This window comes from Pantoea sp. CFCC18179, from assembly GCF_059412405.1.
In genome coordinates, this window is the sequence record NZ_JBNBPM010000013.1 from 1 (window position 1) to 13,829 (window position 13,829).

14 protein-coding genes are annotated in these 13,829 nt (G+C 54.5%); 6 read left to right on the top strand and 8 right to left on the bottom strand.

Annotated elements, in window-relative coordinates:
* Positions 1-217 precede the first annotated feature (217 nt).
* Positions 218-1,666 (bottom strand): tRNA uracil 4-sulfurtransferase ThiI, encoded by a 1,449-nt coding sequence (gene thiI / locus ACPUC7_RS19595; RefSeq protein WP_343554114.1) that lies wholly within the window; start codon positions 1,664-1,666, stop codon positions 218-220.
* A gap of 235 nt (positions 1,667-1,901) precedes the next feature.
* Here thiI and xseB point away from each other — a divergent pair, with 235 nt between their 5' ends.
* The 4 genes from xseB to ACPUC7_RS19615 all read left to right on the top strand — a co-directional run bounded on the left by xseB (position 1,902) and on the right by ACPUC7_RS19615 (position 5,990).
* A complete protein-coding gene (gene xseB, locus ACPUC7_RS19600; protein ID WP_494924154.1) occupies positions 1,902-2,144 on the top strand; it encodes an exodeoxyribonuclease VII small subunit in 243 nt (80 codons plus the stop codon).
* Positions 2,144-3,043 carry a (2E,6E)-farnesyl diphosphate synthase gene (gene ispA, locus ACPUC7_RS19605; RefSeq protein ID WP_494924155.1) on the top strand — a complete coding sequence of 300 codons (900 nt, stop codon included), beginning with the start codon at positions 2,144-2,146 and terminating at the stop codon, positions 3,041-3,043. The genes xseB and ispA overlap by 1 nt, the downstream gene beginning before the upstream one ends.
* Positions 3,044-3,062: 19 nt before the next feature.
* On the top strand, positions 3,063-4,928 hold the full coding sequence (gene dxs / locus ACPUC7_RS19610; RefSeq protein ID WP_494924156.1) for a 1-deoxy-D-xylulose-5-phosphate synthase: 1,866 nt from the start codon (positions 3,063-3,065) through the stop codon (positions 4,926-4,928).
* 87 nt (positions 4,929-5,015) lie between these two features.
* Positions 5,016-5,990, top strand: coding sequence for an aldo/keto reductase (locus ACPUC7_RS19615; protein ID WP_494924157.1), 975 nt, complete (start codon positions 5,016-5,018; stop codon positions 5,988-5,990).
* A gap of 70 nt (positions 5,991-6,060) precedes the next feature.
* Here ACPUC7_RS19615 and thiL read toward each other — a convergent pair whose 3' ends face one another.
* The 5 genes from thiL to nrdR form a co-directional block, all read right to left on the bottom strand.
* Positions 6,061-7,038: a thiamine-phosphate kinase gene (gene thiL, locus ACPUC7_RS19620; RefSeq protein WP_494924158.1), complete on the bottom strand. Its 978-nt coding sequence runs from the start codon at positions 7,036-7,038 to the stop codon at positions 6,061-6,063.
* 45 nt (positions 7,039-7,083) lie between these two features.
* Complete coding sequence (gene nusB / locus ACPUC7_RS19625) at positions 7,084-7,503, bottom strand: transcription antitermination factor NusB (protein WP_007887007.1); 420 nt, start codon at positions 7,501-7,503, stop codon at positions 7,084-7,086.
* Between the two features lie 19 nt (positions 7,504-7,522).
* Entirely contained in the window at positions 7,523-7,993 is a 471-nt protein-coding gene (gene ribH / locus ACPUC7_RS19630; RefSeq protein WP_007887008.1) for a 6,7-dimethyl-8-ribityllumazine synthase, read from the bottom strand.
* A gap of 88 nt (positions 7,994-8,081) precedes the next feature.
* Positions 8,082-9,185 (bottom strand): bifunctional diaminohydroxyphosphoribosylaminopyrimidine deaminase/5-amino-6-(5-phosphoribosylamino)uracil reductase RibD, encoded by a 1,104-nt coding sequence (ribD, locus tag ACPUC7_RS19635; RefSeq protein WP_494924159.1) that lies wholly within the window; start codon positions 9,183-9,185, stop codon positions 8,082-8,084.
* A 3-nt stretch (positions 9,186-9,188) separates the two neighbouring features.
* Positions 9,189-9,638: a transcriptional regulator NrdR gene (nrdR, locus tag ACPUC7_RS19640; protein ID WP_008103978.1), complete on the bottom strand. Its 450-nt coding sequence runs from the start codon at positions 9,636-9,638 to the stop codon at positions 9,189-9,191.
* A gap of 212 nt (positions 9,639-9,850) precedes the next feature.
* On the opposite strand from nrdR, the gene lysM reads away from it, so the two are divergent.
* Both lysM and ACPUC7_RS19650 read left to right on the top strand, forming a co-directional pair.
* Entirely contained in the window at positions 9,851-10,288 is a 438-nt protein-coding gene (gene lysM / locus ACPUC7_RS19645) for a peptidoglycan-binding protein LysM (RefSeq protein WP_494924160.1), read from the top strand.
* 15 nt (positions 10,289-10,303) lie between these two features.
* Positions 10,304-10,867, top strand: a complete 564-nt coding sequence (locus ACPUC7_RS19650) for a SadB/YajI family lipoprotein (protein WP_494924161.1) — start codon at positions 10,304-10,306, stop codon at positions 10,865-10,867.
* 115 nt (positions 10,868-10,982) lie between these two features.
* On the opposite strand, the gene secF is transcribed toward ACPUC7_RS19650, so the two are convergent.
* Both secF and secD read right to left on the bottom strand, forming a co-directional pair.
* Positions 10,983-11,951 carry a protein translocase subunit SecF gene (gene secF / locus ACPUC7_RS19655; RefSeq protein WP_494924162.1) on the bottom strand — a complete coding sequence of 323 codons (969 nt, stop codon included), beginning with the start codon at positions 11,949-11,951 and terminating at the stop codon, positions 10,983-10,985.
* A 10-nt stretch (positions 11,952-11,961) separates the two neighbouring features.
* Positions 11,962-13,809 carry a protein translocase subunit SecD gene (gene secD / locus ACPUC7_RS19660; protein WP_494924163.1) on the bottom strand — a complete coding sequence of 616 codons (1,848 nt, stop codon included), beginning with the start codon at positions 13,807-13,809 and terminating at the stop codon, positions 11,962-11,964.
* Positions 13,810-13,829: the final 20 nt, after the last annotated feature.

Below are 13,829 nucleotides of genomic sequence, written 5' to 3' on the forward strand. Positions count from 1 at the left end.
CCAGCTTCGTGCTTCCCACCCGGCGACCAAGACACTATCCCCGGGCAGTAAAGAAAAAGCCGAAACGCTATGCGTTCCGGCATGTTTGAGGCTTAACTGACGAGCATTACACCATAAATGGTGACCTTACAACAATCGAACCATGCGTTTGTAGGGTCGCCATTGATGGTGACCGAATAACGCTCAGTTGGCGAGCGTTACGCCGCCGGTAACCGCCTTAAGGACGATAGACCTTCACGTTTTTAAAGCCTTGCTCATGCAGATACAGCGCCTGCAAACGGCTCATCACACCACGATCGCAATACAGCAACCAGGTTTTGCTCTGGTCCAAATCGCCAAACTGAGTGCCGAGCTTGTAGAACGACAGCAGTTTCACTTCTACGCCTTCAACGATCAGCGGCTTAGCATCTTGCTCATCGGCGGAACGGATATCCAGCACCACATCGTTGGCGGTGAAGGAATCCACAGTTTCCACTTCAACCACTTCTTCTTGCGTCTGCTCGGCGATTTCGCGGATATCGACGTTGCTGGCTTCTTGCACCACACGATTGAGGATCTCGAAATCGAAATTCAACTCTTCCGCTTCGATTTTGGCTTTCACCGCTTTCACGGTTGGGCTTTTCGAAATCACACCGCAATATTCCGGCATGGTACGGGCAAAATCTTCGGTGCCGATCTGGCGTGCCACGTTGATGATGTGCTCTTTATCGTGCGAAATCAGCGGACGCAGAATCAAAGTATCAGAGGCGTTATCAATTAAACGCAGGTTGGTCAGCGTCTGGCTGGAAACCTGGCCCAGCGCTTCGCCGGTCACCAACGCTTGCACGCCGTAGCGCTCTGCGACCATCGACGCGGCGCGCACCATCATACGCTTCAGTACCACGCCCATTTGGCCGTCATCCACTTTCTCCAGAATCTCGCCAACCACCGGTTCGAAATTGATCGCCACAAAGCGTACGCGATGCGAGCGGCCAAAACGCTGCCACAGGTAATGCGCAACCTGGCGCACACCAATCTCATGCGCAGCACCGCCAAGATTGAAGAAGCAGTAATGCACGCGGCAACCACGACGCATCAACATATAGCTGGAAACGCCGGAGTCGAAGCCGCCGGAAATCAGCGACAACACATCTTCTTGCGTACCAATTGGGAAGCCGCCCAAACCTTCGTAACGCGCGGTGATCAGCAACAGGCGATCGTCTTCGATCTCCAGATTCACCGTTTCATCCGGGCGATTAAGCTGCACACGCGCCGTTTCGATATGTTGATTGAGGCCGCCACCAACGTAACGCTCCACATCCTGCGAGCTGAAGCTGTGCTTGCCGCGACGCTTCACGCGCACGCAGAAGCTTTTCCCTTGCAGACGATCGCGGTTCAACGCCAGCGTCTGCTCGAAGATGTCGTGCATATCGGTGTACGCGCGATCTTCAACCGCCAGCACATGGTGAATGCCGGGAATACGCGTCAGCTCCGCCACGATGGTTTCGCGCAGTGATTCGTTTTTGGAACGCACTTCAACGTGATCCCAGTGACGCACCACCGCGATATCTTCATCGACGGTGCGCAGGATATTGCGAATGCTGCTGGTCAGAATTTTGATAAAACGCAGACGCACCGACTGACTTTTGATGGTGATTTCTGGGAACAGCTTGATGATAAACTTCATGGCGACAGGGATTCGTTTGGGCAAATAAGTGCTAAAAGCATCAGCACTTAGCTGGTAAAATCATATAATTGCGGGTTGAATCAGGATCTCCCGCATCCGAGGCGCAAAAGTATATCACCTTTGGCGGGTGACTGCTTCTGCAACCGCTGTCACATTGATTATTTTGCTAATTAATTCCTGTCGGCTACCATGACCGATTGCAAGATAATGTCTTAACCTGTGAGTCGACACTGATATGCCGAAAAAAGCCGAAGCGCCAGTGAGTTTTGAAAGCGCATTGCAGCAGCTGGAACAGATTGTCAGCCGTCTGGAGAGTGGCGAACTGCCGCTGGAACAGGCGCTGAATGAATTTGAACGCGGCGTACAATTGGCACGTACCGGTCAGCAAACCCTGCAACAGGCAGAACAGCGGGTACAAATCCTGCTGAGCGACGAGAAAGATGCCCCACTCGCCCCCTTTACGCCGGAAAATGAGTAATGGATTTCGCTAAATTACTGAGCGCGTATCACGAACGCGTTAATCTGGCGTTGACACGCTTAATAGATCCACTTCCTTTTCAGAGTTCTCCTCTGGTTAATGCCATGGAATATGGGGCATTATTAGGCGGTAAGCGTCTGCGTCCATTTCTGGTATACGCCACGGGCGAAATGTTAAAGGCCGATGCGGCCAGTCTGGATGTTCCGGCAGCGGCCGTTGAATGCATCCATGCTTACTCCCTGATTCATGACGATCTGCCGGCGATGGATGACGATGCGTTACGCCGCGGGCAGCCAACCTGCCATATTAAATATGGTGAAGACACGGCCATTCTTGCCGGCGATGCGCTGCAAACGTTGGCCTTCTCAATTCTGGCCGATCAGCCGATGCCCGGCGTGACTGCCGAAGCACGTATTGCGATGATTTCCGAACTGGCCCAAGCCAGCGGTGTGGCCGGCATGTGCGGCGGTCAGGCACTGGATTTAGCCGCTGAAGGCAAGCAAATTGATTTGGCACAGCTCGAACAGATTCACCGCCACAAAACGGGCGCGTTAATTCGCGCCGCGGTACGTCTGGGTGCCTTAGCGGCAGGCGAGCGAGGCCGTGCCGCATTGCCGATTTTGGATACCTACGCCAACGCCATCGGATTGGCGTTTCAGGTGCAGGACGACATCCTCGATGTGGTCGGTGACACCGCCGTATTAGGCAAAACCCAGGGATCGGATCAAGCGTTAGGTAAAAGCACCTATCCAGCCCTGATGGGACTGGAAAACGCCCGCAGCAAAGCCTGGGATCTTTATCAAGAGGCGCTTGGCGCGCTCGATATTCTGGCGGCGCAGTCTTACAACACAATCGCTTTACAAGCGCTGGCAAGCTTCATAATTGAACGCGATAAATAACTTTCATAATGAGTCTCTGATGAGTTTTGACACTGCAAAATACCCGACACTGGCGTTAGCAAGCACGGTTCAGGAATTACGGTTATTACCGAAAGATAAACTTCCGGAGTTGTGCGACGAGCTGCGTCAATATTTGCTGGATAGCGTGAGCCGTTCATCCGGTCACTTTGCGTCAGGTTTAGGCGTGGTCGAGCTAACAGTGGCGCTGCATTATGTCTACAACACGCCATTTGATCATCTGGTGTGGGATGTAGGCCATCAGGCTTATCCGCATAAAATTCTGACCGGACGCCGCGATCGCATCGGCACCATTCGCCAGAAAAATGGCCTGCATCCATTCCCGTGGCGCGGCGAGAGTGAATATGACGTGCTGAGCGTCGGTCACTCTTCCACTTCGATTAGCGCCGGTCTTGGTATGGCGGTAGCGGCAGAACGCGAAGGTAAAGGTCGTCGTACGGCCTGTATCATCGGCGATGGCGCGATTACTGCGGGTATGGCATTTGAAGCCATGAACCACGCAGGCGACATCAAACCGGATATGCTGGTGATTCTCAACGACAACGAAATGTCGATCTCCGAGAACGTCGGTGCGCTTAATAATCGTCTGGCACAGATTCTCTCCGGCAAAACTTACTCGCGTCTGCGCGAAGGCGGCAAGCGCGTGCTGGATGGCTTACCGCCGATTAAAGAGCTGGTGAAACGCACCGAAGAGCATCTGAAAGGCATGGTGGTGCCGGGTACGCTGTTCGAAGAGTTGGGCTTCAACTATATCGGCCCCGTCGATGGCCATGACGTCCTGACGTTGGTGAGCACGCTGAAGAACATGCGCGACCTGAAAGGCCCGCAGTTCCTGCACATCATGACCAAAAAGGGCAAAGGCTATGCCCCGGCGGAAGAAGATCCGATCACCTGGCATGCGGTGCCGAAATTCGATCCGGCTAGCGGATCGTTACCGAAAAGCGCGCCTGGGTTGCCGAGCTATTCGAAGATTTTCGGCAACTGGCTGAGCGAAATGGCCGCCGACGATCCGCGCCTGATGGCTGTAACGCCAGCGATGCGCGAAGGTTCCGGCATGGTGAGCTATTCGCGCGATTATCCGCAGCAATATTTTGATGTGGCGATTGCCGAACAGCATGCGGTGACCTTTGCTGCCGGTATGGCGATTGGTGGTTACAAACCGATTGTGGCGATCTACTCGACCTTCCTGCAGCGCGCCTACGATCAGCTGATCCATGACGTCGCCATCCAGAAATTGCCGGTGCTGTTTGCTATCGATCGCGGCGGCATTGTTGGCGCGGACGGGCAAACCCATCAGGGCGCATTTGATATCGCCTTCCTGCGTTGTGTACCAGAAATGGTGATCATGACGCCAAGCGACGAAAACGAATGCCGCTTGATGTTGTATACCGGTTATCACTATCAGGATGGCCCAAGTGCGGTGCGTTATCCGCGCGGCACCGGCACCGGTGCGACGCTTGAGCCGCTTGCAAGTTTGCCGCTCGGTAAAGGCATCGTGAAACGTCGCGGTGAAAAACTGGCAATCCTCAACTTCGGCACCTTGTTGCCGGAAGCCACTACTGCGGCTGAAGCGCTCAACGCCACGCTGGTAGATATGCGTTTTGTGAAACCGCTCGACGAAGCATTGATTGCCGAACTGGCTGCCAGCCATGATTCGCTGGTGACGCTGGAAGAAGGTGCCATCAAAGGTGGCGCAGGAAGCGGCGTTAACGAGTATGTGATGGCAAAACGCCTGCGCGTGCACGTGTTGAACCTTGGCCTGCCGGATGAATTTATCCCGCAAGGTACGCAGGATGAAGTTCGCCAGGATTATCAGTTGGATGCCGCCGGTATTCAACAGCAAATCAGCACCTGGCTGGCGCAGTAATTTGCCCGACTCGCTCACCGCCCGGTGAGCGAGCCTGCTGCTATGCTTAGGGAACGTTTTCCCTCAAGCATAAGAGCAGGAGCCCCAATGAAAACCATCCGTTTAGGCCAAACCGACTTACAGGTTTCGCGTCTCTGTTTAGGCTGCATGACTTATGGCGATCCCACGCGCGGCAATCACGCCTGGACGCTGCCGGAAGAGAGCAGTCGCCCGTTGATCAAGCAGGCGCTGGACGCCGGCATCAACTTCTTTGATACCGCCAACAGCTATTCCGACGGCAGTAGCGAAGAGATTGTGGGTCGCGCGCTAAAAGATTTCGCGCAGCGCGATCAGGTGGTGGTCGCGACCAAGGTTTATTTCCCGCTGAGCAATCTCTCACAAGGTTTATCACGCCAAAACATCCTGCAATCGATAGACGATAGCCTGACGCGCCTTGGCATGGAGTATGTTGACTTGCTGCAAATTCACCGTTGGGATTACGACACGCCTATTGAAGAGACGCTGGCAGCACTGGATGAGGTGGTGAAATCCGGTAAAGCACGTTACATCGGCGCATCGTCCATGCACGCAGCCCAGTTTGCTCAGGCGCTGGATTTGCAGCAGCAAAATAACTGGGCGCGCTTTGTTAGCATGCAGGATCAGTACAATTTGATTCAGCGTGAAGAAGAGAACGAAATGCATCCGCTGTGCCAACGTGAAGGCATTGCGGTGCTGCCATGGAGCCCGCTGGCGCGCGGCAAATTGACGCGTCCGTGGGGCGAAACCACGGCGCGTTCGGTGTCGGATAATGTGATGGAGAAACTGTACACCGGCACCGAAGAGAACGATGCGGAGATTGCCGAACGACTCGCCAACGTTGCCGCCGATAAAGGCGTGACGCGTGCGCAGGTGGCGCTAGCGTGGTTGCTGCATAAACCCGCGGTGACCGCGCCGATTATTGGCGCTTCGCGTGAGCAGCAGTTTGCCGAATTGGTGAAAGCGGTGGATGTAGAGTTGAGTACTAATGAGATTGCCGAGTTGGAATCGGTGTATCAACCGCATCCGGTGGTGGGATTTGAGTGATTCAGGAACCTGGTCGCCATTAATGGCGACCCTACGGATTTTGTAGGGTGGCCATTAATGGCCACCTCATTCACTTCACACCGAAATGATCAAACCCTTTCACATCCACGCTGCGCGGTTTGCCGTTCTCCAGCAAACTCAGCCCTTCCGATTCCGGTGCAATCTGGCCGATGCAGGTATAAGGCACACCGAAATGCCCCAACGCCACATCCAGCGCGCCACGATTCACTTCCGGCACCGTGAAGCAGAGTTCGTAATCTTCGCCACCGCTCAGCGCCCATTTCAGTACCAGCTCAGGCTCAAAATGGTCACGCAACGCAGCTGAAAGCGGCAACGCATCAAGATTAAGTCGCGCACCGACGCGGCTGGCAGTCAGCACATGGCCGAGATCGGAAATCAATCCATCGGAAATATCGATCGCCGACGTCGCTAAGCCACGCAGCGCCTGGCCTTGCAACACACGTGGCATTGGACGTAAATGACGCTTGATCAACGCCTCATGTACCGCCGGATCGTTCAGACGATGGCGATGTTGCAGCAACGATAATCCTGCTGCGCTATCACCCAGCGTGCCGGTAACGAAAATCCAGTCACCGGGTTTCGCGCCAGAACGTTTCAGCGCCCTGCCCACCGGCACTAAACCGTGAATGCCAAGCGTCATGCTCAGCGGTCCACGCGTGGTATCGCCGCCAATCAGCTGCATATCGTAATAATCCAGCAGCTCAAACAGGCTATCGCTAAACGCAGCGACCCAAGGTTCATCAATTTCCGGCAGCGTTAAGGCCAGCGTCAACCACGCCGGATCGGCACCCATCGCAGCTAAATCGCTCAGGTTAACCGCCACGGCTTTGTAACCGAGATCGGCAGGATGAATGTCACGCAAGAAGTGCACTCCCGCCACCAAGGTATCGGTGCTGATGGCGAGAGTTTGTTTTTCTGGCACGTTGAGTAACGCGCAGTCGTCACCAATTCCTTTCTCCACATCGCGGCGGGAGCTGGTGACGCGGTTAAAGTAACGTGCGATCAGTTCGAATTCACCACAAGACATAGTCAGGTCTCAATGAAGAAAAGGCCGGTAAACCGGCCTTCAATGCTATTTTTTATTCGGTCGAATTTGCGGGGCAGCTTTGTCGAGAACACCATTGACGAATTTGTGGCTGTCTTCAGCACCAAATACTTTTGCCAATTCAATGCCTTCGTTGATGGCCACTTTGTATGGCACATCAGAACGCTTGCTCAGCTCATACAGCGAGATACGCAGGATGGCTTTTTCTACCTGGCCCAGCTCTTCCAGCTGACGCGACAGGTAAGGCTTCATCAGACCGTCCAGGTACGCGCTGTTAGTCGCCACACCGGCCAGCAATTCGCGGAAATAGCTAATATCGACGTCTTTGACGTCTTGTTCCGCCAGAAACTGGTATTCCACATCGGCAATGTCGTTCTTGGACAGCTGCCAGGAGTAAAGCGCCTGGACAGCGCACTCACGGGCGCGACGACGAGCAGCAGGTTTCACAAAATTCCCCTTACAAAAATCAGGCTTTGATGGCTTTCAATACGTTGATCATTTCGAGTGCAGTCAGGGCCGCTTCGGCACCTTTATTCCCTGCTTTCGTGCCGGCGCGTTCAATCGCCTGCTCGATATTTTCAGTGGTCAACACGCCGAAGGTCACCGGGATTTCGCTGGTCATGGCGACGTGCGCAATGCCCGAGCTGGCTTCACCGGCCACATATTCGAAGTGTGCGGTGCCGCCACGGATCACGGTGCCCAACGCCACAATGGCGTCGTGCTTACCGGCTTTCGCCAGCGCGCGTGCTGCCAGCGGCAGTTCGTATGCACCCGGAACCCAGACAACGGTGATGTTATCTGCTTTCACCTGGCCGATGCGCTTTAAAGCGTCAATCGCGCCGTCCAGCAGGCTGTCATTAATGAAGTTGTTAAAACGCGCAATTACGATGGCAATGTTTGCATCAGGCGTGGCAACAGGAGCTTCGATAACTTTCATACATATCCTTTGGGTTATTTAATGGCCCCGCAGAAGGGGGCGGATTCTATCATACTCTTTGGCGACGCGCTCAGGCTTTTCCGCGCTTTCAACGCGGCGTCAGCGTCAAGCGCAGGTCTTCGCCAACCAGGCGAACATCGCTAAAATTCAGGGCCGGTGCATCAGCTAATTGTTGCAGTCCCGGCAATTCGCACAGGCCACGCGCGGCGTTACCCAGCAGCTTCGGCGCCATATAAACGATCAGCTCATCGACCAATCCCGCTTGCAGCAAAGCGCCAGCTAAACCGGCTCCGGCTTCCACCCACACGCTGTTGATCTGGCGCTGGCCGAGCAGCATCATCATCGCCACTAAATCAAGTTGCTCACCACGCTGTGGCACCGCAATCTGGCTGACGTTTTCCGGCCAGCTTTGCTGATCGGGCTCGCTGCGCATCAACCAGGTTTCGCCCGCTTGATCGATTAAACGATGCTGCGGCGTGACGCGTTGCTGGCTGTCGATAATGACCCGCACCGGCTGGCGCAACTGCGTTTCATCCAGTTGCGCACGCACCTCGTCACTCAATTCATTCCAGCGCAAGGTTAAAGAGGGATTATCTGCTAACACCGTGGCGCTGGTGCTAAGGATAGCTGAACTCTGGGCGCGCAAACGTTGCACATCGCGCCTTGCCGCCGCAGAAGTGATCCACTGACTTTCGCCGCTGGCCATCGCGGTACGCCCATCAAGGGATGCGCCGAGTTTTAGCTGAATCCACGGGAAGCCAGTACGCATGCGTTTCAGAAAACCACGATTCAATGCTTCAGCATCGTTCATCATTACACCGTGACTGACATCGATGCCCGCCTGCTGTAAACGATACAAGCCACGTCCCGCCACTTGCGGATTGGGATCTTGCATCGCCGCCACCACGCGACTGACGCCAGCCGCAATCAGCGCATCGCAACACGGCGGCGTGCGTCCATGATGACTGCATGGTTCCAGCGTGACATAGGCCGTTGCGCCCTGCGCGCGTTCACCCGCCATGCGCAGTGCATGCACTTCGGCATGCGGTTCACCGGCGCGCTGATGCCAGCCTTCGCCGACAATCTCGCCATCGCGCACAATTACGCAGCCGACGTTGGGATTGGGTGTAGTGGTAAAGCGTCCGCGGCGCGCCAGTTCCAGCGCGCGCGCCATATAGCGTTCGTCAGTCATGGATTAGTCCTGTAAGCGGGCGATCTCTTCACCAAAATCACGAATATCTTCAAAGCTGCGGTATACCGAGGCAAAGCGGATGTAAGCAACTTTATCCAGCTTTTTCAGCTCATCCATCACCAGATTTCCAATCAACGCGCTCGGCACTTCACGTTCGCCGGTCGCACGCAGTTGGGTTTTGATGTGATTCACTGCGCTTTCAACCGCATCGGCACTCACCGGACGCTTTTCCAGTGCCTTAATCATGCCGCTGCTGAGTTTATCTTCGTTGAACGGTTCACGCACATCGTTGCTTTTTACCACGCGCGGCATCACCAGCTCAGCCACTTCAAAGGTGGTAAAACGCTCGTGACACACCAAACACTGGCGGCGACGGCGCACCGAAGAGCCTTCACTGACCAGACGCGAATCAATCACTTTGGTGTCCACAGCGGAGCAGAATGGGCAATGCATGACGTTTCCTGTCGCGAGATAAATTGGGCACATAGTGTAGCGCGATCAAAGTAAAACTGAACACAAACCGTGTTTAAAAGATGCATTTGCTGTAAAGCGCATTTACGCCGCCCGGCTCACAAGCAGGACAGCGCCTAAAGAGCCACTGCGATAAACCCACTATGCTTATAGAGCAGCCATTAAGGCGGCCAACACCAATAACTGGAGGATGTATGGGTCTGTTTGATTTCGTCAAAGAAGCGGGTGAAAAACTGTGGGACGCCGTGAGTGGCGGCGATGATGCCAGTAAGAAACTGCAAGATCACATCAACAAACTCGGCTTGCCCGATAGCGATAAGGTCAAAGTGGATGTCAAAGGCGATACCGTTACGGTAACCGGCAACGGCGTTTCGCAAGAATTGAAGGAGAAGATTCTGGTGGCGGCCGGTAACGTCGCGGGGATCACCAAGGTGGATGATAAAGTTACGGTGACGGATGCAGCGCCAGAAGCCACCTTCTACACGGTGAAAAAAGGCGATACTTTGAGTGCGGTATCGAAAGAAGTGTACGGAAATCCTAATCAATACAACAAGATTTTCGAGGCAAACAAGCCAATGCTGACGCATCCTGATAAGATCTATCCAGGCCAGGTTTTACGTATTCCCAAATAATTGAAAGGACAATGCATGACGATCAGGACGTTATGGGCACCGGCAGCACTCTCTTTGCTGGTTCTGAGTGGTTGCAGTTCAACGCCGGTTTCACCGCAGGTCAAAGAGTTGCATCAGGAAGTGAGTCAGCTGAATCAGCAGATGCGCAAACTGACTAATCAGGCAACGGCGCTGGAAATTCAGGGGCAGCTCAACAGCCAATCGACGCAAGGCGCATGGTTGTTGCCGCAGGCCAATACGCCAGTGGAGCTACAGACGCAGCTGGGTAAATTGCGTTTGTCGCTGTCGCAAGTGGCGGGTGAAGCCAATGGCACGCGCGCCAACCTGAATATCCGCTCCACCGATGACCAGCCGATTCCGGCCCTACGCGCCACCGTGGTATGGGGCGAAATGGATCCGGCGAGCGGTAAGCCACTCAATGCTGGCAGCCTCAGCCAAACTCTCGACGTACCGGCTGAGTTGATGCCACGCAGCTCCGTCACCGTTCCGCTGCGCTTGAGCGGTTTAGCACCGGAGCAACTCGGTTATGTGCGTGTACATGATGTAGAAGGCACGGCGGCAAGCAAAACCGCGCCCTGAACTCTGCATCAGTAGCGTAGGGTCGCCATTTATGGTGACCGCCAACATGATGTCCTGATCGACAGGCATAAAAAAAGGGCTGCCTGTGGCAGCCCTTTTCTCATCTTTCGCAGAATTACGGCAGAATCGAAGGCTGGTCTGCGCCCTCTTTTTCCACTTTCTGCACCAGCATATGTTCACGCTTCATGCCGAGTTTCAGCGCCAGCGCTGAAGAGACATAAATTGATGAAATCGTACCGATGGTGACACCGATCAGCATGGTCAGTGAGAAGCCTTTCAGCAACGCACCACCAAATACGAACAGAATCATAATCATCGCCAGCGTGGTCAATGAGGTGATCAAGGTACGGCTTAACGTTTGAGTCAACGACACGTTGGTAATGTCGTAAGAAGAACCGCGACGGATTTTGCGGAAGTTCTCACGAATACGGTCGGAAACCACGATTTTATCGTTAAGCGAGTAACCAATCACCGACATCAGCGAGGCGACAATCGTCAGGTCAATTTCAACCCGTGACAGCGCCAGGATGCCGCAGGTGATGATCACATCGTGCGCCAGTGCCAGTACGGTACCCAGCGCCAAACGCCACTCAAAGCGGAAGCCGATGTAGATCAAAATGGCAATCAGCGCTGACAGCAGCGCCATCGCACCCGCCTGCGCCAAATCGCTACCCACGCTTGGGCCAACGAACTCGATACGCTTCACGGTTGCATTCTGTTGGGTCGTCTGGTTAATCGAAGCCAGAACTTTATTACCCAACTCGGTGCCCGCGTTGCCGGTGGCTGGTGGCATACGCACCATCACATCGCGGCTGCTACCAAAGTTTTGTACCAGCGGCTCTTCAAAGCCCGCTTTGACCAAACCTTCGCGCAGCGCATCAAGATCCGCCGGTTTTTCCAGGTTAATTTCAATCACCGTTCCGCCGGTAAAGTCGAGGCCCCAGTTGAAGCCTTTGACGCCAACGATGGCGATTGACGCCACAATCAGCAAACCGGAGATGATGAAAGCCAGCTTATCCCAGCGCATAAAGTCGACGACTTTACGCCCGTGGTTTAGCTGCTCAATACTATATTCCTGTGCCACAACGCACTCCTCAGATAGACAGCTTGTTGATGCGTTTGCCGCCGTACACCAGGTTAACGATGGCACGGGTGCCGACGATAGCGGTAAACATTGAGGTCGCGATACCGATAGCGGTGGTAATCGCAAAGCCTTTGATGGAACCGGTACCGACCGCATAAAGAATGATAACTTTGATCAGCGTAGTGACGTTGGCGTCGACGATACTGGAGAAGGCGCCTTTATAGCCTTCATGAATCGCCTGCTGTACCGAGCGTCCGTTACGCAACTCTTCTTTAATACGTTCGTTAATCAACACGTTAGCATCGACTGCTACCGCCAGCGTCAACACAATACCGGCAATACCTGGCATGGTGAGCGTCGCGCCTGGCAACAGTGACATGATGCCGACAATCAGCACCAGGTTACACAGCAGTGCGCTGGTCGCAATAAGACCAAATTTCTTGTAGAACACCACCATAAACAGAATCGACGCAATCAAGCCCCACAAGCAGGCTTCAAGACCTTGTGTGATGTTCTGCTGACCCATAGTTGGGCCGATGGTACGCTCTTCAACAATCTGGATTGGCGCAATCAACGCACCCGCGCGCAGCAGCAGCGACAGCTGACGTGCTTCGTTTGGATTGTTGATGCCGGTGATACGGAAGCTGTTACCAAGGCGCGACTGAATGTTCGCCACGTTAATCACTTCTTCCTGCTTCACCAGAATCGAACGACCGTTGGCGTCTTTCTTGCCGCTGTCTTTGTACTCCACAAACAGGGTCGCCATCGGCTTGCCGATGTTGTCCTTGGTGAAGTTCGACATCATGTTGCCGCCCGCGCCATCCAGTGAAATGTTCACCTGCGGCTGGTTGTACTCATCCATGCTTGAGGTGGAATCGGTGATGTGGTCACCGGTCAGAATCACACGCTTGTACAGCACCACTGGCTGGCCTTCACGCGTTTTCTTCACTTCCGAATCACCCGGCACACGGCCACTGGCCGCTGCACTTGGATCCACGCTGGTATTTACCAGACGGAATTCCAGCGTGGCGGTCGCACCCAAAATTTCTTTGGCGCGCGCGGTGTCCTGGATGCCTGGCAGCTCAACCACGATGCGGTCAGAACCTTGACGCTGCACCAATGGTTCGGCAACGCCCAACTGGTTAACACGGTTACGCAGGATAGTGATGTTTTGCTGCACCGCATATTCACGCGCTTCGCTCAGACGCGCATCGCTCATCACCGCACGCAGCGTATCGCTGCCCTGGCTTGAGATCACCAGATCGCGGTGACGTGATGACAAGTAGCTGATTGCCGCGTCACGGCTTGCGCCATCACGGAAACGCACTTCTACGCCATAGTTCGCGATTTTATTAACGGTGGTATACGGAATGCTTTTGTCGCGCAGATCGCTGCGCAGGCTGTCGGCATTCTGCTCTTGCAGTTTGCCCAACGCGGTATCCATATCCACTTCCATCAGGAAGTGTACGCCGCCGCGCAGATCAAGACCGAGTTTCATCGGCTCCGCGGCCAGCATGCTCAGCCAGCGTGGCGTTGCCGGCGCGAGGTTGAGTGCCACAATGTAGTCTTCGCCCAGCGCCGTGGTGATAGCATCACGAGCGCGCAGCTGCACATCCTGGTTCTCAAAACGAGCCAGAATAGCGCCATTTTCCAAAGCCAGGGATTTGCTCTGGATGTTGTCTTGTTTTAATACGGTCTGGATCTGATCCAACGTTTGCTCACTGGCGGCGCCACCGCGCGCACCAGTGATCTGAACGGCCGGATCCTCACCATAGAGGTTAGGAAGCGCATAGAGCAGGCCGACGAGAATCACGGCGACCAGCATGATGTACTTCCACAAAGGATAACGGTTTAACACGGCAGTTCCCTTCGGGAAGA

What these genes read in the sequence shown, in the direction of transcription:
- thiI (WP_343554114.1), bottom strand. Translation starts at nt 1,666, where the DNA reads ATGAAGTTTATCATCAAGCTGTTCCCAGAAATCACCATCAAAAGTCAG.
- xseB (WP_494924154.1), top strand. Translation starts at nt 1,902, where the DNA reads ATGCCGAAAAAAGCCGAAGCGCCAGTGAGTTTTGAAAGCGCATTGCAG.
- ispA (WP_494924155.1), top strand. Translation starts at nt 2,144, where the DNA reads ATGGATTTCGCTAAATTACTGAGCGCGTATCACGAACGCGTTAATCTG.
- dxs (WP_494924156.1), top strand. Translation starts at nt 3,063, where the DNA reads ATGAGTTTTGACACTGCAAAATACCCGACACTGGCGTTAGCAAGCACG.
- ACPUC7_RS19615 (WP_494924157.1), top strand. Translation starts at nt 5,016, where the DNA reads ATGAAAACCATCCGTTTAGGCCAAACCGACTTACAGGTTTCGCGTCTC.
- thiL (WP_494924158.1), bottom strand. Translation starts at nt 7,038, where the DNA reads ATGTCTTGTGGTGAATTCGAACTGATCGCACGTTACTTTAACCGCGTC.
- ribH (WP_007887008.1), bottom strand. Translation starts at nt 7,993, where the DNA reads ATGAAAGTTATCGAAGCTCCTGTTGCCACGCCTGATGCAAACATTGCC.
- ribD (WP_494924159.1), bottom strand. Translation starts at nt 9,185, where the DNA reads ATGACTGACGAACGCTATATGGCGCGCGCGCTGGAACTGGCGCGCCGC.
- nrdR (WP_008103978.1), bottom strand. Translation starts at nt 9,638, where the DNA reads ATGCATTGCCCATTCTGCTCCGCTGTGGACACCAAAGTGATTGATTCG.
- lysM (WP_494924160.1), top strand. Translation starts at nt 9,851, where the DNA reads ATGGGTCTGTTTGATTTCGTCAAAGAAGCGGGTGAAAAACTGTGGGAC.
- ACPUC7_RS19650 (WP_494924161.1), top strand. Translation starts at nt 10,304, where the DNA reads ATGACGATCAGGACGTTATGGGCACCGGCAGCACTCTCTTTGCTGGTT.